Here is a 20969-nt window from a genome sequence, read left to right on the forward strand (position 1 = left end):
TCCCCTTCGCGACACCAGGATGCCTAGCCGGGTCCCGCGGTGTCAAGCACGAGTGGATCACGGTGCCAGGTGCCCGAAAGCGGCCCGCTCCATGGCACTGACCAACCTCTCGTTCGGGCCTGCCACCGCCGAGAGCGCCGCGAGGTCCCATTCCCCGCGCATGACCCAGCCTTCCTGCGGGCCGTCCGGGCCGAACGGGTCGACGGTGACCTCGAGGTCGACCGTGGCGCCGTCGCCGATGCCCAGTTCCGACAGCGGTTTGTCGGGCAGGGGCTCCTCGGCGGTGAGCAGGCGGTAGGTGAAGCGCAGCCCGACCTGGCCGCCGAAGCGGGACTCCCCGTCGGGCAGGGCCAGGCTGACGCGGACCCGCTCGTGCAGGGCGTGGCCGGTGGCGTTCGGGGACACGGCCACGGTGTGCGCCACCGACAGCGCGCGGTTGCGCACGTAGAGGACGATCTCCGGCCCTTCCTCGGAGGTCGGGGACGGCGCGGGGACCACGGGCACGCGCAGGTCGAGGTCGGTGCGCCAGGCGCGGACGAGGGCGGAGACCGCGGCGTCCCAGCCGTCGGCGGCGTCGAGGAACTTGCGCGGGGCCAGCAGGGGCGGCAGCGGGGTGCTGTCCAGGCGCAGCACGAAGAGGAACGACCGGCGCTCGTGGAGTTCCCTGGCGTAGGCGGCGGCCCACTCGGCGTCGACGTAGGGCCGGTCGACGGCGTGCCGGGACCACAGCAGGACGTAGTAGTCCGAGCGGGCCAGCGCGCTGTTGAGCGCGAGCACGACGTTGCTGCCCAGCGGGACGTCGCAGTCGTCGACGAAGGCCCGCACGCCGTGCCCGCGCAGGTCATCGTGCAGGCGCATGGCGAGCGGGCGGTCGGGTCCGGCGAAGGACAGGAAGACCGCGGGGCGGGGTCGGTCAGCGAAAAGGGGCACGGTGTCTCCGGTGGTCGGCACGGGCACGCAGCAGGCGGCGGATCGGACCGGCTTTGGTCTGCCTGCCAGGGTCTCCATAGAGGGTCCAACAGGCCCAGCGGGCCGGGTGGTCTGATGTGGACAGCTGGGCGCGTTGCAGGGCGACGTCGCGGGGCAGGTGGCGCAGGTGGCGCTCGAAGCTGTCCAGCAGGGCGGCGGCGGTGTCGTCGGCGGCGACCCAGCGGGCGGCGACCACCGCGGCGGCGCCCGCGTGCAGCGCGGCGCGGACGAAGCCGACCGGCTCGTCGCGGCCGCGCGGCTGGGCCATGCCGGACTCGCAGGCGCCCAGCGTGACGGTGCCGCGCAGGGGCAACCGCTGGAGTTGCCGCGCCGTCAGCCGCTCACCTCGGCCGAGGGTCAGCCAGGACTCCTCGGGCGCGGTCGGGTCGTGCCTGCCGTGGCAGTCGATCCGGACGACCCGGTGCCGCGGCGCGGCGGCGGCGAGCGCCGCGGTGGTGGCCTGGTCGTCGGCCAGGAGGGTGCGGCCTGGGCGGGGGACGGCCATGGTGAGCCCGTCGGGCGGGCTGAGCAGGAGTTCCCGGTCGCCGCGCGAGCCCAGGGCCCGGCGGCGCAGCGGCCGGCGGATGGTCAGGTTGGGCAGGTCCGACAGCGCGTACCTGGCGACCAGGTGACCGTCCGCTGTGGACATCCCCGCCCACGGGACATGGCCGAGCGGCCCGCCCGCGACGACGGCGAGGCGGGTGACGCCGCCGGGGATGTCGGCCAGTGCCGCGTCGAGCCCGACGAGCGCGGCGATCTCGGCGAGGGCGCGGTCGAAGTCGCCGGAGCGGGCGCTCATCTCCAGGTAGCCCGGACTCAGGAAGGCCTGGAACTCCGCGACGATGTCGCCGAGCCGGGTGATGTCGGCGGCGACGCTGCCCAGCCGGACGCCGTCGCGGGTCAGCACCGCGTGATGGACCCGCCCGCTGGTGGCGTGCGCCATCCACACCGCCTGGTTCCCGGCCAGGTCGACGGTCATCCGCTTGAGCCAGCGCCACGCGCCGTCGAGGTCGCGCAGGCCGGGGAGCAGGCGGCCGGGGACGAGGGTCGCCCCGCGCGCGGCCTCCATGGCCACCACGGCCGCGGCCGCCGCCCGCGGGTCGCGCTCGGCGGCGTGGGCGGTGGCGGTGACGGCGTGGTCGTGCTCGGTGTCGGCGGCGGTCAGCATCCGCACCCGGCACTCGTCGCTGACCTGCCGGTCGGCGATGGACTCCTCGGCCTTGTGCGCCGCCGCCCAGCACTCGGCGGCGCGGTGCGCGTCGTCCGACCAGAAGCAGGCCAGGCCGAGCCTGCGCAGGGCGTGCACCCGGACCTCGGTGAGCGCCACGGTGTCGGCCCGGTCGGCCGCGGTGGCCAGGTGGACGACGGCCTGGGCCAGCCCGTGGCCGGTGCTGTCGTGGCGGGCCAGTTCCAGCTCGCCCGCGGCCAGGTGCCAGATGCCCACCTCGTGGTCGGTGCGGGGGCGCAGGCCGATCAGCACCGCGTCGGCCTCGGCGTGGCGGCGGTCTTCGATCAGCCGCCGCACCCGGTGCAGCTCGCGGTCGAACCGGGGGGACTCGCCCGCCGCGGCCTCGGGCCAGACCCGGGCGACGCCGGTGATCAACGGCGTGAGCAGCTCGGCGTCGCCGTCGCGGCGCAGCAGCCGCAGCAGGACGGCCTGCTCCTCGATCACGGCCTGGCGCAGCGCCGGGTCCGCGGTGGTCAGCGCGGTCCGGACGACTCCCAGCGCCTCCTCGTAGCGCAGTTCCTTGCGCAGCGCGGAGGCGCGGGCGAGGTGGTCGGCGGTGGTGCGCGGGGTGCTCGCGATGACCGCGGCGACGGCGGCCTGGTCGCCGAGCCGCATCGCGATGACCGCCCGGTCGCGCTCGACGGCGGCCAGCCCCGCGCTGTGCCCGGCGCGCCGGAACTCCTCGCGCGCCTGGGCGAGGCGGCTCGCGGCGAGGCCGTGGTCGCGGTCGTCGGCCGCGGCCAGTCCCAGCACCCGCAGCAGCCGTCCCCGGACCGCGCCGCTGGTCGAGGCGATGGTCGCCTCGGCGTCGGCCACCGCGCCCGCGTGCTCGCCCCGGGCGCTGCGGACCTGCGCCCGCACGGCGCGCAGGGGCGGGTCGTCGGGGAAGCGGGCGAGGTGCGCGGCGCAGCGCTCGTCGGCCATGGCGACCGCGCGCAGGGCCAGCAGGGCGGTGACGTGGTCGGCGGCCAGGGCCGCGGCCAGCGCGGTGCTGTCGGCGAGGCCGATCGCCGCGAGGTAGGCGTGGTCCGTGCCGCGGTGATCACCCCGCCCGTACGCCGCCGCCGCCGCGGTGACGGCGTCGGCCAGGGGCGTGCCGGGGTCGAGTTCGATCGTCATGAGCACCCGGCGAGGTCGTCGGTGTCCTCGGGGCAGACCAGGAGCACGCGGGACCCCGGGATGTCCTGGCTCGCGCCCGGCGGGGTGGACGAGGTCGGCGGGGCGGAGGCGGTCGTCGTGGGCTGGCCGTTCCCGGTGGTGGCCACCCGCCCGTCGACGCGCCACCAGGTCGCGCCGAAGTCGGTCCGGGCGTCGGGCTGGGTGTGGAACTGGTACCGGGGCTCCTCGGCCATCAGCGCGGGGCGGACGGTGACGGTGGCGTCGAGCGGGAGGGCGTCGGCCAGGAGGGTGCCCTCCGACAGCGACAGGTCGGCCCGGAACTGGTTGTGGAAGTAGACCGCGTCGGCGGTGGCGAGGACGTCGGCGAGGGAGGCGGTGTAGGGCTCGGCCGGGCCGCGCAGGCCGTCGGGCACCACGTGGACCAGGCGGTCGTCGATGACGCGGGTCAGCGGGACCCGGGTCAGGTCGGGGCCGACCGCGGCCAGGACGCGGGCGGTCCACGGGTCGGTGGGCGACAGCAGCTGGATGCCCTCGGGGGTGGCCAGGGCCACGCCGTCCTGGCCGAGGACCACGGCCCGGGGGATGCCGTCGCCCGCGGCGTCCTTCATGGCCGCGTGGACCCGGGGCATGTCGCGCAGCAGGGCGGCGCCCTCGACGGGGCCGCGCAGGCCGAGCACCGGGTCGTCGGTCGCGGCGGACCAGCGGTCGGAGTCGGGGTGCGCCCTGCCGGTCCGACCGTCCTTCATGGACACGGTGACGGGGCTGCCGGACGGTGGTGTGTCGGAGAACGACAGCACGGCGGTCTCGCCGGGGGTGACCGTCATCCAGCGCGACGGCGGGCCGGGTCCCGCGGTGAACGTGCCGTGGTAGAACGCCGGGGTGTCGTCCGGGCGCGGGACGCCCAGGCGCAGGGCCAGGCTGTCCCCGGGCGGGCCGAGGTCGGCGGTGATGGCCAGCCACGGCTCCTCGCCGCCGCCGACGCGGTGCAGGGTCGTGCCGCCCGCGCTTTTGTGGGAGTAGAGCACCCGCCCGCCCGCCGCGGCCAGCGTGGCCGACGGGGTGGTCGTCATCCTGGCCTGGATGTCGGCCAGCACCGACCGGGCCCGGTCGATGACACCGGTGCGCCAGCTCACCGTGACAGTGCGCCCGTTCTTCTGCGCCCGCAGCCCCCCGAGGTCGTGGCCGTGGAAGGAGGCGTTCTGCTCGACGCTGCCGCCCCCGGCGCGCAGGTCGGTGCCGACCTCGCGGCCGACCGCCTTGGCCAGCCAGACCTTCAGCCCGCCCAGCGGCGCCACCGCGCGCCCGCCCGCGGTGGTGGCGACGGTGGCCGCGCCGTCGGCCGTGCTCGCCACCTCGCGGGTCACCACGTCGGTGACGGCGCCCCGGTCGTCCAGCACCGGGTTCTTGATGGTGCCGCCATTGGAGTCCAAAGTGGAGGACTCGTCGACCAGGCCCGCGCGGTTGGCCGGGGCGGGCAGGTCGGCGCGGTAGGCGCGCTCGCCCTTGCGGGCCAGCACGTCCCCGAGGCTGACCCCGCCGCCGAGCCAGGTCCGCCCGCAGCTGGTGTAGTCCTGCGATGGCTGGGGCAGCAGCTCCTCCGGGTCCGCCCCGGCGACCATGCGCAGCGGCCCGCGCTCGCGCAGGTCGTCGTGGTCGGCGTACCAGTCGGCGTAGGACAGCCCGGTGGCCACCTCGCCCGGCTCCACCAGCCGCAGCCGGTGCTCGGTGGTGCCGACCAGCCACTCCAGCGCCGCGCTCCACCGCATCAGCTGCTCAAGGCGGCTGTACTGCGGCTCGTAGTCGGCGACGGCCTGGTAGTGCCGGTCCCACCAGCGCAGCGCGCCGCCGAAGGCGTAGCTGCTCTCGATCTCGCCGCCGTCGGCGTCGGAGCGGGTGAACAGCCGGGTGGCCTGCGCGCCGATGTCGACGCGGCCGTCGTGGAAGGCGAACGCGGCGTCGTTCTGGCCGAACCAGAGCCTGCCCGACTCCGCGGCCGTGTCGCCGCAATGGCTCCACGCGGTGGGCGCCTGGGTCTTCGGGGTGAATCCCTCGACGGCATCGGCGGGAACGCCGTCGCCGACCCCCGCGGTCCAGTCCTTGGCGATGTAATCGGTGTAGAAGAGGGTCATTCCCACTTCGGTGCCCGCGAGCCCGCCGTCATATCTGGCCTCGCTGGAGAACGGCCTGCCCTCGGCGGCGTTGAGCAGCGCCCACAATTGCGTCCGGTCGGCGGTGATTCCGTAATCGGCGAGCCTGCCCAATGAGCCGTTGTCGAACAGCACGTGGTCGATGTCGCCCGCGAACTCCTCGGCGGAACCGAACTCCGTGCCCGCCCAGCCGCCGTCGACGATCACCTTGGCGAGGGCGGGGTCCACTTCGGGCAGTGCGGCCAGCAGCCCGTCGACCGTGGGGTCGACCGGGTCCAGGGAGAACCCCGGCCGGTCGCCCGCGGTGTAGGCGCGGTGCAGCACGGAGACGTCGGCGGCGCTGAGCGCGGCCCCGGCGTTCGGCCACGTCCAGCCGCCCGCCCACACCTGCCCGTCGCGGACCTCCAGTGTGGACAGATGGCGCGCCCGGCCGAGGAAGTCGGCCAGCCCCTGCCCGCCGTCGACCCGCGTCTCGACGTACCCCAGCGACGCGCGCGCCTCGGCGGTGGCCGTCGGCGGTCCCGAGCGGATGTCGGCGGTCGCGGTGTCGGCGTGGTCGGTGTAGTGGTGCACGCGGACCTGGGCGGGGTCGGCCCCGGCGTCGGCGCGGTGCTGGTCGAGCAGCAGGCCGACGGCCCGCTGGTCGCCATCGGGCGCCAGGACGTGCAGGACGCCCGCGCCGTCGAGCAGGGCGCGCCCCGGGCCGACCGGCTGGCGGGCCAGGTCGGTGAAGCCCTCGTCGCGCAGCGGCAGCGTGTCGTAGGACTGGTCGCGCAGCTGCCCGGTGTCCAGCTCGAGGTGCGCGGCCAGTGCCAGGCGCAGCCAGTCGCGCTTCTGCTCGGCGCCCTCCAGCGGGTCCATGCCCGCCAGCCGCTGGGCCGCCCCCGCGTACCCGACCTGGAGATCCGGACCGGCGACGCGGGGCTCCGCCGCGCTCGTGCAGCCCGCCGCCATTGCGGCAACAATTACCGCCGAAAGGTACAGGGGCGGACGTTTGGCCCGAATCATCGGCGTGCCTTCCTGCTTTTGGAGTAAAGCAGAGCCTAAAGGTCGGACCGAGGTCGGTCCCCCCTCTCCGGCGCCGTTGTCGCTATTGTGTCCAGGAAATGTCCATGAGGTTTATTCGGCTATCCACCGGTTGCCTTCGTGAAGCACCCGCCCCGACAATGCGCCGACGGGATGAGGCAGACGTGTTCGACAGGCACTCGACAGCCGGTGACGTGCTCGGCGGCCACGACCTGAGCGGCACGCACGCGGTCGTGACCGGCGGCACCGCGGGCATCGGCGCGGAGACGGCGCGGGCCCTGGCGGCGGCGGGCGCGCGGGTGGTCGTCACCGGCCGCGACCCGGTCAAGGGGCGGGCCGCCGCCGCGGGCATCGGCGCGGTCTACGCCCCGCTCGACCTCGCCGACCGCGCCTCGATCACCGCCTTCGTCCGGTCGGTGCGGACGCCGGTGACCCTGCTGGTCCTCAACGCGGGCGTGCTGACCGACCGGCTCACCCGCACCGCGGACGGTTTCGAGACCCACTTCGGGGTCAACCACCTGGGCCACTTCGCCGTGGCCACGGCGATCCCGCTGGAGGACGCCAGGGTGGTCGTGCTGTCCTCCCGCGCGCACCGCCGCGCCGACGTCGATCCCGTCGACCCGAACTGGCGCACCCGCCCGTACGACCACTGGGCCGCCTACGGGCAGTCCAAGACCGCCAACGCCCTGTTCGCCCTGGAGTTCCACCGCCGCGCCCACCCGGCCGCGGCGGTCATGCCCGGTCTGGTGTTCACCGACATCATCCGCGACCTCCCCCCGGCCCAGCTCCGCGCGCAGGGCTGGACCGATGATCGCGGCGCCCCGTCCCCGGCCGCCGGGTGGAAGAGCGTCCAGCAGGCCGCCGCCAGCGTCGTCTGGGCGGCGACCGCCGCGGACGCGCCGGGCCACATCGTGGAGAACTGCGCGGTCACCCGGCCCTGGGAGGCCGCGGACCTGCCCGAGGGCCACCACATGGCCTACGCGTCGGACCCGGCGAACGCCGCCCGCCTCTGGGAGCTGTCCGAGCGCCTGCTGAAGGATTAGTCCCAGACCGTGCCCGCGGCGCTCTCGCGGTCGAGCTGGTCGAGCAGCGCGTCATCGATGTCGGGCAGCGACCAGACCACGTGCCGCACGCCGGTCTCGGTCATGTGCGCGTGCTGGAAGCTGTGCGGGTGCTCGTTGGGCATCCCGACGAACCCGACGCCGATGTCCTTGGCGAACTCGGCGAAGCGGTTGACGTCGTCGACGAACAGCGCCTCGGTCGGCTCCACGCCGAAGTAGCCGATGATCTCGCGGATGCCGGGCCGGTAGTCGTTGGTGCTGATGTACTGCGGCGCGGCGAAGCGCTCACGCCACGGGCCGAGGAACTCGTCGAAGGCCTGGCGGTCCATGCCGCCGTAGCAGATGAGCGTGGCGCCCTTCTCGCCGAGGAGGTCGACCAGCTCGCCGACGCCCTTGCGCAGCCGCATGGGGTTGTCGGCGAGGTAGCGCTCGCGCTCGGCGAAGAACGCGGACACGGCCTGCTGCCAGGTCCACGGCATGCGCACGGCCGATGCCAGGATCGATCCGGCGACCTCGCGGGGCTGGGAGAGCATCAGGCGCTCCAGCTCGCTGGTGTACGCCACGCCGTGCGCGGTCAGGAGTCGGTGGATGACGGGGCTGAAGGTGTCGGGCAGCAGGACACCGTCAAGGTTGAGGCACACCAGCCTCAGCCGGTGAAAGGGCCTGGTCATGGGATCCTCCGGAAAGCTCGGCGGGTGAAACCGTGCCGGACGGGGAGAACGTGGCCAGGCGCCATGGCGGCACCAGGCCGGGCAGCGCGATGCGCCACATGTCGGTGATGCGCTCGTGGACGTCGGCGCGGCTGGTCAGCACCTCGGACTGGATCTGGATGCCGAGGAATGAGCCGGACACCCAGGTGGCCACCACGGTGGGGTCGAGTTCCTTGTGCAGGTCGCCGCGTTCCTGGGCGGCTTCCAGGTGCCTGCGCGCCACGCCGATCCAGCGCAGGTACGGCTCGGGGCGGGGGGCGATGAAGCTGCCCGTCTCCACGGTCAGCCGCACGCTGGCGCGCACCCGGACGTTGGTCAGTAAAGCGTGTGCGAGCTGGTGGGTCAGGTTGATGACTTCCTGCAGCCCGAACGATGCGGGCTCGGGCGGCGCGTCGTCGACGGCGAACTGCTCGTCGACGAGCGCGTGCGCGAGCTCCTCTTTGGAGGAGAAGTGGAAGTAGAATGCGCCCTTGGTGACTCCCGCCGTCGCGAGGATGCCGGAGAGCCGGGCGCCTTGGAAGCCGTGCTGGTCGATGACAGCGGCGGCAGCGTCGAGGATCTGGGTACGGGTCCGCTCCGCTCGCTGCTGTGCCACTGTGTCCTGCCCTTCCACGCCGCTGTGTCTCGCAGGGAGATCCTGACACCAAACGGCCCAGAAAGAAACCGCCCGGTAGGTTTGTTTCGGCATATTGTGACCTGGGTCACCAGATTTTGCCTGGTTGAACGGTCGTGGAACCCACTGCTCCGCAGGTAGGCACTTTGCCCCAGGCGGTGGGCAGGGGCGCTGGGCCTTGGTAGATTCGCTGCTGAGAGCCACTTTGCGGTGATCGCTCAGGTTTGTTATCAGACCTTATGGCTCCCGGCCCTGGAGCGTTGACAAACCGGCCGGTCGGTTTTATCTTTCGAGCATCACTGGATCAGCGATCTCCAGGGACCGGTCCGCCGGTTCCAGCCCAATCTCGGGGGAGGCGGGCGCGGTCGCTGTCCGGAGCGGATCTAGTGGGGAGTGGGGCGCATGTCGGGGTCCGAGCCGATCGCCGTGGTCGCCATGGCCTGCCGACTGCCTGGCGGGATCGACAGCCCGGCGGCGCTGTGGGAACTGCTGACCAGCGGCGGTGACGCGATCGAGGCGTTCCCCGCCCGCTGGGACGGCCTCGACCTCGACGCCACCGTGCGCGGCGGCGGTTTCCTGCGCGACGCCGACCGCTTCGACGCGGCCTTCTTCGGGGTCTCCCCGCTGGCCGCCCAGGCGATGGAGCCCGAGCGGCGCGTCGCGCTGGAGACGGTGTGGGAGGCGCTGGAGGGCGCCGGGGTGCGGCCGGACTCCCACGTGCGCACCGGGGTGTACCTCGGCGCCACCGACTACCTCGACCGGCACGTCGCCATGGGCGGTCACGCGGGCGGCCTCGCCGCGAAGGTGGCCGCCACCCTGGGGCTGTGCGGTCCCGAGGTCACCGTCGACACCGCGTGCTCGTCGTCGCTGGTCGCGCTGCACCTGGCGATGGACGCCCTGCGCCGCGGCGAGTGCGCGGTCGCCGTGGCGGGCGGGGTGACGGTGATGAGCACGCCCGCGGCGTTCGTCGAGTGCGGCGTGGGCGAGGACAACGCCGGTGACGGGCGCTGCAAGAGCTTCGCCGCGGACGCCGACGGGACCGGGTGGGCCGAGGGCTGCGGCGTCCTGGTGCTCAAGACGCTGGCCGCCGCCGAGGCCGACGGCGACGAGATCCTGGCCCTGCTGCGCGGGTCGGCGGTGGCCGACGGCGGGTCCGACGCGCTCGTCCTGCGGACCGCGCTGGCCGCGGCCGGGCTCACCCCCGACGACGTCGACGCCATCGAGGCGCACGGCGCGGGTACCGCGCGCGGGGACGCCGCCGAGGCGGCGGCGATCGCGGCGGTGTACGACCGGGACCGTCCACTGTGGATCGGCTCGGTGAAGTCCACCGTCGGGCACACCCAGGCCGCCGCGGGGGTCACCGGGGTCATCAAGGTCATCCTCGCGCTGCGCAACGAGACCCTGCCGCCGTCGGCGCACGCCGAGAACCCGTCCCCGCACCTGGTCGGGCCGCTGACGCTGCTCGCCGCCGCGCGGGCCTGGCCGTCGCGCGGGCGCCCGCGCCGGGCGGGTGTGTCCGCCCGCGGCCTGGGCGGCACCAACGCCCACATCATCGTGGAGGAGGCGCCCGCCGTCGCGGCGGCGCCCGTCCGCGAGCCCGACGGCGTCGCCTACCCCGTCGTGCTGTCCGGCCACGACGAGGCCGCGGTGCGGGCGCAGGCCCGGCGGTGGGCCGACCGGATCGCCGCGGGCACCTCGGTGCTCGACGTCGCGATGACCGCGGCGGTGCACCGCACGGCGTTCCCGGTGCGGGCGTGTGTCACCGCGCGGACCTCCGCCGAGCTGGCCTCGGCGCTGCGCGATGTCGCCGACGGCCTCGTCGAGCCCGAGCACGCCGCCGACGGCGGACTGGCGGTGGTGTTCACCGGCCAGGGTGTGCAGCGGCTGGGCACCGGGGCCGCGCTGTACGGCGCCTTCCCCGTCTTCGCCGAGGCATTCGACGCGGTGTGCGCCGAGCTGGACCCGTACGTCGGCGGCTCGGTGCGCGCGGCGGTCTTCGGCGCGGACGAGGCCGCGGTGCACGACCCCGGGCTGGCCCAGCCCGCGCTGTTCGCCGTGCAGGTCGCGCTGTTCCGGCTGTGGGTCTCGTGGGGCGTGCTGCCCTCGGCCGTCACCGGGCACGCGGTCGGCGAGCTGGCCGCCGCGCACGTGGCGGGCGTGCTGACGCTGCCCGACGCCGCCCGGCTGGCCGCCGCGCGCGGGCGGCTGCTGCGGTCCTGCTCCGGCGGGGCGATGGCCACCGTGTCGCTGTCCGAAGAGGACACCATCGCGGTGGTCTCCGACCTCGACGTCACCGTGGTGGGGGCGTGCGACCCGGGGGAGACCATCGTCTCCGGGGCCGAACCCGCGGTGCTGGCCGTCGTCGACCGGCTCGCCGCGCTGGGCTGCCGGACCCGGCGGCTCACGGTGTCGGCCCCCCTGCCCGCCCCCGGGTACGCGCTCGCCGAGTACGGCGCCGTCGTCGGGTCCTGCGAGCTGTCCGCGCCCGAGCTGCCGATGGTCAGCGCCATGACCGCCGAGTGGATGGGCCCCGACCTCGCCCCCGGCGAGGGCGTGCGCGAGCCCGGGTACTGGATCGACCAGCTCGACGGCGCCGCGCGCTTCGCCGAGGCGGTCCGGGTGCTGGAGGACGCGGGCATCGGCGGGTACCTCGAGTGCGGGCCGGGCCCGGTGCCCACCGCCACGGCGCGGGCGTGCCTGCCGCCGGAGTCGCCGAGCGTGTTCGTGCCCAGCCTGTGCGGCGCCGACGAGCCCCGCGACGTGCTGGCCGCGCTGGGCGCGCTGCACGTGGCCGGGCAGGACGTCGACTGGGCCGCGGTGTTCGCGGGCCGCGGCGCCCGGCGCGTCGCCCTGCCGTCCTCGGAGTTCCGGCGCGAGCGCTACTGGCTGCCCGTCGCGCGCTCCGGTGGCGACCTGCGGTCGGTGAGCCCCGAGGCGCTGCCGCACCCGTGGCTGGACGCGGTGACCTCCACTGTGGACGGTGAGGGGCACCTGTTCACCGGCAGGCTCTCGCTGCAGGCGCACCCGTGGCTGGGCGAGCACCGCATCTTCGGCGCTGTCGTCGTGCCCGGGACCGGGCTGGTGGAGCTGGCCGCGGCCGCCGCCGACCAGGTGGGCGCGGCCGGGATCGGGGAGCTGTCGCTCGCCCGCCCGCTCGTGCTGCCCGCCACCGGTTTCGTCCGGCTGCGGGTCACCGTCGGCGCCGAGGTCGACGGGGTGCGCCCGATCGCGGTGTACTCCCAGCCCGGCGACACCCCCGACGGCTGGACCCTGCACGCGGTGGGCACGATCGTCACCGAGTGGGTCGAGCACGAGCCCGGCTGGACCGAGTGGCCGGTGCCCGACATCGAGCCGGTGTCGGTCGTCGGCCTGCACGGGCGGCTGGCGTCGCTGGGGGTCTCCTGCGGCCCGGCCTTCCGCGGCCTGAGCGAGCTGGCCCGCCGCGGGAACAGCGCCTTCGGCCTGGTGCGGGTGCCCGAACAGCTGGAGGGCGACTTCGACGGCGTCCACCCCGCCCTGCTCGACGCCGCCCTGCACACCATGGCGGCACTGCGCCCGGACGCCACCGAGGCCCTGATGCCGGTGTCCTGGCGTGGGGTGACGCTCTACGGGTCGCCGGGGGCGTACCTGCGGGTGCGGCTGGACTTGACCGACCGCGGCGATCACAGCGTCGCGCGGCTGTGGGTGACCGACGAGGCGGACATGCCCGTCGCCTACGTCGACGAGCTGCTCCTGCGCGCGGTGACCGCCGAGCAGGTCCGCGCGGGCGACCCGGCGCGGCACCTGTACCGGGTCGACTCGGTCCCGGTGAGCGCGTCGTCGGCGCTGCTGGGGACGACGTGGTCGCTGTCGGACCTGCCCGCGCTGAGCACGATGCCGCCGCCGTCGCGGCTGGTGATCGATGTGCCCGCGACCACGGGGCCGGACACCGCCTACGCCGTCCGCGCGACCGCCTCCGCCGCGCTGACGGTCCTGCAGGACCTGCTGGCCGACGCCCGGCTGGCGCGCACCGAGCTGGTGTGGGTCACCCGCGGGGACCTCGCCGCCGCGCCCGTGCGGGGCCTGGTGCGGGCCGCGCGGGCCGAGCACGGCAACCGGCTGCGGCTCATCGACGCCCCACCCGGCGCGGACGTCACGGCGGCGCTGGCGGTCACCGACGAGCCGGAGCTGGTGGTGCGGGACGGGAAGGTCCGCGCCGTCCGGCTGGTGCGGGCGGTCGCCCCGGACGCGCCGCCCCGGCCGCTCGGCCCCGGCGGGACGGTGCTGATCACCGGCGGGACCGGCGAGCTGGCCCGGCTGCTGGCGCTGCACCTGGTGCGCCGCTACGGGGTGCGCCACCTGGTGCTGACCTCGCGGGCGGGCCCGTTCACCGCCACGGCGTCGGAGGTGGTGGGGTCCCTGCTGGACGCGGGCGCGCAGTCGGTCCGCATCCCGGCCTGCGACGTCGCCGTGCTCTCCGACGTCGAGCGGGTGCTGGCCGGGATCGATCCGCGCCTGCCGCTGCACGGGGTGTTCCACCTGGCCGCCACCGCCGACGACGCCTCGTTCGCCGACCAGACCCGGGAGGGGATCGAGCGGGTGCTCACGCCCATGGTGGCCGGGGCGCTGCACCTCGACGCCGTGACGGCGGGCATGGACCTCTCGGCGTTCGTGCTGTTCTCCTCGGCGTCGGGGGTGCTGGGCGCCGCGGGGCAGTCGGCGCACTCGGCCGCCAACACGTTCTTCGACGCGCTGGCCGAGGACCGCAGGGCCCGGGGTCTGGCCGGGTCGAGCCTGGCCTGGGGCCACTGGTCGGCGGCGGCCCCGTGCCTGGTCACCCAGACCCCGGTCGGCACCCTGACCGACCCCGAGGCCCTGCGCCTGCTCGACGCCGCCCTCGCCCGGCCCGACAGCCAGCTGGTCCCGGCGAAGCTGGAACTCACCGGGACCGAGCCACCCGCCCTGCTGCGCTCTCTTGTGCGCCCGCGGCCACGTTGACCTCCCATGCCCGGCGGCGCGTCCACCGGTCGGTGCTCTTGGATCGAAGGTTGAAGCGCATCCAATTGCCTGACCCACCACTATCTGGTGACAAGTCTGCCCAGATGATCCAACTTCACTGCGCCTCGACCTTTGACATGCTCGCAGCCAGCACCGATCCCGCCACAATCGCCGCCAATCCCAACACGGTTGACCACCGCACTTGCTCGTGCAGGAACAGCCAGCCGAGCACTACAGTTACACCAGGCGACAAGTAGAAGGCCAATGTTGCCTTGCTGGGGCCGGCACCAGCGATCAGGCCGTAGAAGACGGTGAGTGTCAGTGCCGTAAAGACCGTACCCAATGCTATGAGCGCAAGCACGCTCGACATGGGTGGCCATTGATCGGGAAGCGATAGCATGGCTGGAACGGCCAACACGGTGCTGGCCACCACCATTGCCGAGGTGGCCACGCCGAGCGGTTGGGCGAATCCCAGCTTGCGGTGAATGAGGATTGAGCCGATGGCGTAGCAGAAGGCAGCCACGGTGACCAGGATTCCGCCGAGAAGCAAATGCTCACTCTTCCGGATGTCCACCCCGAACAGCAGTGCCACGCCCGCGAACCCCAGCAGCAGGCCGAGGAAACCCCGAAGGCCGCGTGGCCGCTGGTCAGGTGCGAACCAGGTAGCCAGTAGAGCCACGAAGAGCGGTTGCGCTCCGATCAGCACACCGGTTAGACCAGCGGAAAGCCATTGCTGGCCATAGGTCAGGAGCAACAGCGGGGCGGTGGCTTGAAAAAGTACGGTCACCAGCACCCACCACGGATGCTTCCGTAGCGGCTTCAATACGTCCCGGTGGATCGCCAACGGCAGAAGGAACAAGGCGGCGAGCACCACGCGACCGAAGACCACCACAACCGGCGAAAAGCCGCGCAAGGCCACGGCGATAAACAGGTAGGCCGCACCCCAGAGAACCGACAGCGCCCCGAGCAGCAACCAGTTTCGTCGGCTCATCGGCCATCGCGGTGGCTTGGGGTGGCGTTACTCCTAGTCACCGCGCTGATGCTAGTTGACCGCCTCCAGCAGTGCCCGCGTCGAACCGAGCTGGCGGTACGGCTTGAACTGCGGCACCAGCTCGCGCACGCGCCGCTGATTCCGGGCTGAGCCGGTCTGGACAGCCAGGCTCCACGCTTCAAGGGCGGTTGCGGCGGCGGCCTCGGGTTCGGTTGTCGCAGGTTGGCCAGGCTGCTTCGGCATAAGTTGCGCCGTGGCCAGGTCGATGAGCGTTCCTGAGCGCTCACGGACGTAGTGCGCGGGCAACGCTTGCTGCGCTTCTTCCAGCGCGGTTGTGGCGGCCGCTCCGTCACCAAGCCGGACAAGACAGCGCCCCTTGAGCCGCATGACGTGCTCGGTGCCGTTGAAGAAGCCGAGCCAGGCCGGTACGTCGGCAGGTGTCACCTGATCGAACAGTCGTTCAGCGTGGGCCAGTGCGCGTGCTCCGGCCTGTTGGTCACCGGACAGGGCGTATGCCTCGCCGATGGCTTCCGACAGCCAGGAGTGCACGGCTCGGCTGATGCCGAAGCGGGGGTTCTCAGCCAAGCGCAAGGCCGCGACCAACAAACGCACGGCGTCCGGGCCGCGACCAGCGTGCAGGTGGATGTAGCTCATGATCCCCAGCACGTAGGCGTGCAGCTCGGGGTCTTCGCCCTCTTGGGCGCTGGAGAGCGCCAACGAGGTGTAGTGCCGCGCTGCGCCGTAATCCTGGTGGTCGATCGCCAGCCAGGCGGCAAGCTGGGCGGTATCCCCAAGCGCCAGGGCGAAGCGCTGGTAGAGCGCAGACGGCACGTTGTCGGCGATGCTCAACAGGCGAGTGAGCTGGGCGATTGTCTCGGTATAGACCGTCGCTGATCCGGCTTGGTAGTCGAGTTGGCGGTAGGCGTTGGTCAGTGTTTCGTACTGGGTCAGCAGCTCGGCGTGGATGGTGCGTGGCACGGGCAGCCCGCTTCCCTCAAGACTCGGTTGCCTTGCGATGGTCGAGGGTGCGGCCTCGGGGTGCAAGAGGGTGTCCAACTCAACCGTGCTGATCCCCAGCACCTCTGCCAACCGCCGGATGATGTGCGCCGCAGGCTGACCGCCCGCCTCCCAGCGGCGAACGGTCGACGTGCCGACCCTGAGTGCTTCGGCAAGCGATTCCTGCGTGTGACCAGCCCGCCGCCTGGCCTTCGCCAAACCTGGCCGCCTGGTCATCCGGTTACCTCCGTACTCACGCCCGACCAGAACCGTAGCGCATCCGTTTCGCCTGGTCACTGACTGTGCTGGGCGGTTCGTGAGCGGATATCGAGCGCTGAGCGGTCTGTTCCATCTCTGCCCCAGATAACAGCCTTGAACCAGGCACCCGGCGTCGAGAACAAACGCACTTGCTTCCCCCGACGGCCTCCCCGTGGCAGTGCAAGCAGCCCCCGGCGCCGGGTGCCACCCAATGCTGCCGACCCAGTGGAGCGTGGCCGTGAGTAAGAAGCAGTCCGTCCCGCCGAAGCCGCCTGAGCAAGTCACACTCACGGTGGCATTGTCGGTGTTGGAGCTCTCGACTCTGAGCTTCGTCGCCATGAGCTGCACCTCGGCCGTGGAACAGGTCGTCGCCAACGCCGCCGAGCGCGGCTACCAGAAGGTCCGTGAGGCGGCCAAGAAGCATCCACGGTTGCCATCGGTCGTGCGCTGATCCCCTGCCCGCAATCACTTTGGAGCTGTGTTCATGTCAACGCCGTCTTTGGTCATCACGCAAGGTGCTGCGGACGCCTTGGCTCATGTGCCGGGTGGCGGCCTCCGTTCCCTGCGCGACCCTCAGTGCTGGATGGTGCCGCCGTGGCCGAGGTCGGCGAACGTCCCTGAGGTGGTCGACCACTTCATGCTCTCCACGCTGCCCGACAGCGCAACTGATCTGGAACGTCTCGCCTACTACGAGGCGTACGTCGCGGCGCTGGAGGTTGCGCGCGAGCGCAGTGCTGGGCTGGAGCGCTCGGCGTTCGCGGAACGCTGGTATCGCGACTTGCACGGTGCCTTGGTGCGCTGTGTGGAGCAATACCGCTTGCGTTGCAAGGAGAACGCCGACCCGGAGTTGACGACATGAGCATGGTGCTGGTGCTCGAAGTGCTTGTCGCGTTGGGCTTTGTGGTGCGGCTTGGGATGTGGTGGTGGTGGCGGCAGGAGGGCAGATCGTGACCGCCGCACCGGACCAGGCGCCAGTCGTCTCCGTGCGTGAGCGGCCCCGGATGGCGCTGTACCCGGTGGAGGCGCGGCGGGTGTTGCGGTTTGAGTTGGAGTGGCTGTTTGTCGAGACAGGAGTGACTCACGCGACGGTGGCGTCGTGGCTGGGGGTGTCCAGGGCATCGGTGACCCAAGCGCTGGCCGGCAAGAACTTGTTGAGTCAGCCCGCCATCGAGGTGGTGTGCAACCGCCTGGGCCGGATGGAATTGTTCCAGCGCCTGGCGTCCTTGCTTACTGCGGCACGCGGCCGTGGAACAGCACCAGCTGGGATAGCCGGGCACGCCATCCCGCGTGACACCGACCTGGTGCTGGGACTGGAAGCCTTCGCCGAACAGGTCACGGTCTTCGACCCGTGGCTGGTGCCACCGCACTTGCAGACCCAGACTTACGCCGACGCCCTGACCGCACCAGACGACACGCAGCACGAGACGCGGGAGCGGCGCCAGTCTGCCCTGACCGACAGCGATGACTCACTGGACTTCCTATGGGTGACCACCGAGCACGTCCTGCACCGCAGGGTCGGCTCCCCATCGGTGATGCGTGCCCAACTTGCCCACTTGGTGGAGATGGGCGAGCGGGAGAACGTCTGCATCCGGGTCATCCCCGCCACCGCTGACACGCTCGTTGATGCCGGGGGCAGTTTCCAGCTCATCTGGGGTACACCGCCAGTGATGGTGGAATACGGCCGGTTGGCCGTCCACCACACCCACGACGCCGAGACGGTCGCCTACTTCGCCCATCTGCTCGACAACGTGCAGCGGCAGGCGCTGGACCCAGGCGCGTCCCTGGCCCTGATCTCCGGACTGCTGCCATGAGCAGGACCGCACTCGGACTGCTGGTCCTGGGATTTGTCGCGGCGGTCGTGCTGACGGTGCTGGTTGCGCTGCTGCTCGACATATGACGTGATCGGCGACGAGCCCAAGCCGCGGGAAGGTTCGCCATGACGCACTACCCACCGGACAACGACGACGCCCGCACACCACCCGACGGACAGCGCCAGGAAATCCTCTCGCGAGGTCGGCGCGGCGCCCAGTCCGTCAGGCGGTGTTCGCGGCCGGGCGCTGATCACCGGGGCCCGCGCCTGCCTTCCGCAGGATCACTCGTTGCGCGGGAAGCCCAGGTTCACCCCGCCGTGCGAGGGGTCGAGCCAGCGGCTGGTGACGACCTTGGTGCGGGTGAAGAAGTGCACGCCGTCGGGGCCGTAGGCGTGGGAGTCGCCGAACAGGGAGGACTTCCAGCCGCCGAAGGAGTAGTAGCCGACGGGGACCGGGATGGGCACGTTGACGCCGACCATGCCCACCTCCACCTCGTTCTGGAAGCGGCGGGCCGCGCCGCCGTCGTTGGTGAAGATGGCGGTGCCGTTGCCGTAGTCGTTGGCGTTGACCAGGTCGACGGCGTCGGCGTAGGTGGGCACCCGCACCACCGACAGCACCGGGCCGAAGATCTCGTCGGTGTAGACGGACATGTCGGGGCGCACGTGGTCGAACAGCGTGGGGCCCAGCCAGAAGCCCTCGGGCGCGCCGTCGATCGGGTGGGCGCGCCCGTCCACCGCGAGGGTGGCGCCCGCGGCCACCCCGGCGTCGAGGTACCCGGCGACCCGGTCGCGGTGGGCGGCGGTGACCAGGGGGCCCATCTCGCAGCCGGGGTTCGAGCCGACGCGCAGGGCGCCGATCCGGGTGGCGATCCTGGCGACCAGGTCGTCGGCGGCCCCGCCCACCGCGACCACCACCGAGATCGCCATGCAGCGCTCGCCCGCCGAGCCGAAGCCCGCCGACACCGCGGCGTCGGCGGCCAGGTCGAGGTCGGCGTCCGGGAGCACGACCATGTGGTTCTTCGCCCCGCCCAGCGCCTGCACCCGCTTGCCGTGGCGGGTGCCGGTCTCGTAGACGTGGCGGGCGACCGGGGTCGAGCCCACGAAGGACACCGCGCGCACGTCGGGATGGGCCAGCAGGCCGTCCACCGCGGCCTTGTCGCCGTGCAGGACGTTGACGACGCCGTCGGGCAGCCCGGCCTCGGCCCACAGCCCCGCCAGGTAGTTCGCCGCCGAGGGGTCCTTTTCGGACGGCTTGAGCACCACGGTGTTCCCGCACGCGACCGCGTTCGGCATGAACCACAGCGGCACCATCGCCGGGAAGTTGAACGGCGAGATCACCGCGACCACGCCCAGCGGCTGCCGGATCGAGTAGACGTCGACGTTGCGCGAGACGTTCTCGCTGAACCCGCCCTTGAGCAGGTGCGGAATCCCGCAGGCGAACTCCACCGCCTCCATCGCCCGCTGCACCTCCCCGCGCGCGTCGTCGAGCACCTTGCCGTGCTCGGCGGACACGATCTCGGCCACCGCGTCCTTGCGGGCGTTCAGCAGCGCGCGGAACTCGAACAGCACCGACGAGCGCGCCGCGAGCGAGGCGTCGCGCCAGGCCGGGAACGCCGCCGCCGCGGCGGCCACCGCGGCGTCCACTTCGGACTGACCGGCGAGGTCCACCAGGTCGGAGACCGCGCCGGTGGTGGGGTTGAACACCTCGCCGGAGCGCTCGGCCGCCCCCGCCCACGGCCTGCCGGAGATCCAGTGCGTGATCGGCATGGCTACACCTCCCCGATCGCGCCCGCGAGGGCGTCGAGCGCCTCGTCGACCTCGTCGGCGGTCACCGTCATCGGCGGCGCCAGCCGGATCACGTTGTTGTGCAGCCCGCCCTTGCCCACCAGCAGGCCGCGCGCCCGGCAGCCCTCCAGCACGGCGACCGCGGCGGCGGGCGACGGGACCGTCCCGCCCGGCTCGACGAACTCGACGCCGACCATCAGCCCCTTGCCGCGCACGTCCCCGACGACCGGGGAGCCCAGCGCCCGCAGGCCGGTGAGCAGCCGCTCGCCCATGGCCGCGGCGTTGGCCTGCAGGTCGTGGTCGGCCAGGTAGTCCAGCACCGCGGCGGCCCCGACCGTGGCCACCGGGTTGCCGCCGAAGGTGGAGATCGAGTTGGCGGCCAGGCTGTCCATGATGGACGCGCGGGCGACCAGGCCGCCGATCGCCAGGCCGTTGCCCAGGCCCTTGGCGAAGGTCAGCACGTCGGGCACGACCCCGTGCGCGCCCATGCCCCAGAAGTGCTCCCCGGTCCGCCCCCACCCGGTCTGCACCTCGTCGGAGATGAGCGGGATGCCGTACTCGGCGAGGACTTCGGCGAACGCCCCGTACAGCCCGTCCGGCGGCATGCAGAACCCGCCGACGCCCTGGATGGGCTCGACGATCATGCAGGCGACGTCCCCCGACGTCGTGGTCTGGATGACCTCGCGCAGGTCGTCGACGCAGGCGCGGATGTAGTCGGCGTCGGACAGCGCGGCGAACGGGCTGCGGTAGCGGTAGGCGCCCTGGACGTAGCTGACCTTCACCGGGGAGAGCGAGCTGGCCGACCAGCCGCGGTTGCCGGTGATGCCGACGGTGCCGAACGCGCGCCCGTGGTAGGAGTTGCGCATCGCCAGCACCTGGTTGCTGCGGCGGTGCTGGGTGGTCAGCATGAGCGCGGTCTCGTTGGCCTCGGTGCCGGAGTTGGTGAAGAACACCTTCGCGTCCGGGATGCCCGAGAGCGCCGCGATCCGCTCGGCGAGCTCCACCTGGCTGCGGATCAGGTACAGCGTCGAGGTGTGCAGGATGCCGGTGTCGAGCTGCTTGCGGACCGCGTCGCTGACCTCGGCGACGTCGTAGCCGATGGCGTTGGTCAGGATTCCGGCGAAGAAGTCCAGGTAGCTCTTGCCGTTGACGTCGGTGACCCGGCGGCCGTGGCCGCTGACGATCTCCAGCGGGTCGGCGTAGTAGAGGGCCAGCCAGTCGGGAAGCACGGCGCGGTGGCGCTCGATCAGGTCTCGTTCGGCCATACCGCGAAGTGTGC

Annotated in this window: 14 protein-coding genes; 5 read left to right on the top strand and 9 right to left on the bottom strand. The window is 72.8% G+C overall.

Features of this window, described 5'->3' with window-relative positions; translation table 11 throughout:
• Positions 1–57 precede the first annotated feature (57 nt).
• The 3 genes from ACTG9Q_RS05690 to ACTG9Q_RS05700 are packed head-to-tail and all read right to left on the bottom strand — an operon-like array spanning position 58 to position 6417.
• Positions 58–930 (bottom strand): toll/interleukin-1 receptor domain-containing protein, encoded by an 873-nt coding sequence (locus ACTG9Q_RS05690; RefSeq protein ID WP_455571542.1) that lies wholly within the window; start codon positions 928–930, stop codon positions 58–60.
• Entirely contained in the window at positions 914–3316 is a 2403-nt protein-coding gene (locus ACTG9Q_RS05695; protein WP_455571543.1) for a CHAT domain-containing protein, read from the bottom strand. Before ACTG9Q_RS05695 ends, ACTG9Q_RS05690 begins: the two co-directional genes overlap by 17 nt.
• Positions 3313–6417 (bottom strand): hypothetical protein, encoded by a 3105-nt coding sequence (locus ACTG9Q_RS05700; protein WP_455571544.1) that lies wholly within the window; start codon positions 6415–6417, stop codon positions 3313–3315. Before ACTG9Q_RS05700 ends, ACTG9Q_RS05695 begins: the two co-directional genes overlap by 4 nt.
• Before the next feature lie 236 nt (positions 6418–6653).
• Between ACTG9Q_RS05700 and ACTG9Q_RS05705 the strand changes: the two genes are divergently transcribed.
• Entirely contained in the window at positions 6654–7532 is an 879-nt protein-coding gene (locus ACTG9Q_RS05705) for an SDR family NAD(P)-dependent oxidoreductase (protein ID WP_455571545.1), read from the top strand.
• On the opposite strand, the gene ACTG9Q_RS05710 is transcribed toward ACTG9Q_RS05705, so the two are convergent.
• The gene (locus ACTG9Q_RS05710) at positions 7529–8221 is read right to left on the bottom strand and encodes a hypothetical protein (protein WP_455571546.1); all 693 of its coding nucleotides are present in this window, start codon (positions 8219–8221) and stop codon (positions 7529–7531) included. The genes ACTG9Q_RS05705 and ACTG9Q_RS05710 overlap by 4 nt on opposite strands.
• Positions 8175–8855: a ScbR family autoregulator-binding transcription factor gene (locus ACTG9Q_RS05715; RefSeq protein ID WP_455571547.1), complete on the bottom strand. Its 681-nt coding sequence runs from the start codon at positions 8853–8855 to the stop codon at positions 8175–8177. Before ACTG9Q_RS05715 ends, ACTG9Q_RS05710 begins: the two co-directional genes overlap by 47 nt.
• A gap of 420 nt (positions 8856–9275) precedes the next feature.
• Between ACTG9Q_RS05715 and ACTG9Q_RS05720 the strand changes: the two genes are divergently transcribed.
• A complete protein-coding gene (locus tag ACTG9Q_RS05720; RefSeq protein WP_455571548.1) occupies positions 9276–13850 on the top strand; it encodes a beta-ketoacyl synthase N-terminal-like domain-containing protein in 4575 nt (1524 codons plus the stop codon).
• A gap of 115 nt (positions 13851–13965) precedes the next feature.
• Here ACTG9Q_RS05720 and ACTG9Q_RS05725 read toward each other — a convergent pair whose 3' ends face one another.
• Positions 13966–14841, bottom strand: coding sequence for a DMT family transporter (locus ACTG9Q_RS05725; RefSeq protein ID WP_455571549.1), 876 nt, complete (start codon positions 14839–14841; stop codon positions 13966–13968).
• Between the two features lie 51 nt (positions 14842–14892).
• Positions 14893–16074: a helix-turn-helix domain-containing protein gene (locus ACTG9Q_RS05730; RefSeq protein ID WP_455571550.1), complete on the bottom strand. Its 1182-nt coding sequence runs from the start codon at positions 16072–16074 to the stop codon at positions 14893–14895.
• 259 nt (positions 16075–16333) lie between these two features.
• Here ACTG9Q_RS05730 and ACTG9Q_RS05735 point away from each other — a divergent pair, with 259 nt between their 5' ends.
• The 3 genes from ACTG9Q_RS05735 to ACTG9Q_RS05745 all read left to right on the top strand — a co-directional run bounded on the left by ACTG9Q_RS05735 (position 16334) and on the right by ACTG9Q_RS05745 (position 17906).
• Positions 16334–16546: a hypothetical protein gene (locus ACTG9Q_RS05735; protein WP_455571551.1), complete on the top strand. Its 213-nt coding sequence runs from the start codon at positions 16334–16336 to the stop codon at positions 16544–16546.
• Positions 16547–16717: 171 nt separating this feature from the next.
• Entirely contained in the window at positions 16718–16954 is a 237-nt protein-coding gene (locus ACTG9Q_RS05740) for a hypothetical protein (RefSeq protein ID WP_455571552.1), read from the top strand.
• 88 nt (positions 16955–17042) lie between these two features.
• The gene (locus ACTG9Q_RS05745) at positions 17043–17906 is read left to right on the top strand and encodes a DUF5753 domain-containing protein (protein WP_455571553.1); all 864 of its coding nucleotides are present in this window, start codon (positions 17043–17045) and stop codon (positions 17904–17906) included.
• Positions 17907–18187: 281 nt separating this feature from the next.
• Here the strand turns inward: ACTG9Q_RS05745 and ACTG9Q_RS05750 are convergent, their stop codons facing one another.
• Positions 18188–19672, bottom strand: a complete 1485-nt coding sequence (locus ACTG9Q_RS05750; RefSeq protein ID WP_455571554.1) for a CoA-acylating methylmalonate-semialdehyde dehydrogenase — start codon at positions 19670–19672, stop codon at positions 18188–18190.
• A 2-nt stretch (positions 19673–19674) separates the two neighbouring features.
• Positions 19675–20955 (bottom strand): aspartate aminotransferase family protein, encoded by a 1281-nt coding sequence (locus tag ACTG9Q_RS05755; protein WP_455571555.1) that lies wholly within the window; start codon positions 20953–20955, stop codon positions 19675–19677.
• Positions 20956–20969: the final 14 nt, after the last annotated feature.

This window comes from Actinokineospora lacus (assembly GCF_053813445.1).

Coding starts and splice junctions, on each gene's coding strand:
- ACTG9Q_RS05755 (WP_455571555.1), bottom strand. CDS start 20,955: ATGGCCGAACGAGACCTGATCGAGCGCCACCGCGCCGTGCTTCCCGAC.
- ACTG9Q_RS05710 (WP_455571546.1), bottom strand. CDS start 8,221: ATGACCAGGCCCTTTCACCGGCTGAGGCTGGTGTGCCTCAACCTTGAC.
- ACTG9Q_RS05700 (WP_455571544.1), bottom strand. CDS start 6,417: ATGGCGGCGGGCTGCACGAGCGCGGCGGAGCCCCGCGTCGCCGGTCCG.
- ACTG9Q_RS05750 (WP_455571554.1), bottom strand. CDS start 19,672: ATGCCGATCACGCACTGGATCTCCGGCAGGCCGTGGGCGGGGGCGGCC.
- ACTG9Q_RS05730 (WP_455571550.1), bottom strand. CDS start 16,074: ATGACCAGGCGGCCAGGTTTGGCGAAGGCCAGGCGGCGGGCTGGTCAC.
- ACTG9Q_RS05720 (WP_455571548.1), top strand. CDS start 9,276: ATGTCGGGGTCCGAGCCGATCGCCGTGGTCGCCATGGCCTGCCGACTG.
- ACTG9Q_RS05695 (WP_455571543.1), bottom strand. CDS start 3,316: ATGACGATCGAACTCGACCCCGGCACGCCCCTGGCCGACGCCGTCACC.
- ACTG9Q_RS05725 (WP_455571549.1), bottom strand. CDS start 14,841: ATGAGCCGACGAAACTGGTTGCTGCTCGGGGCGCTGTCGGTTCTCTGG.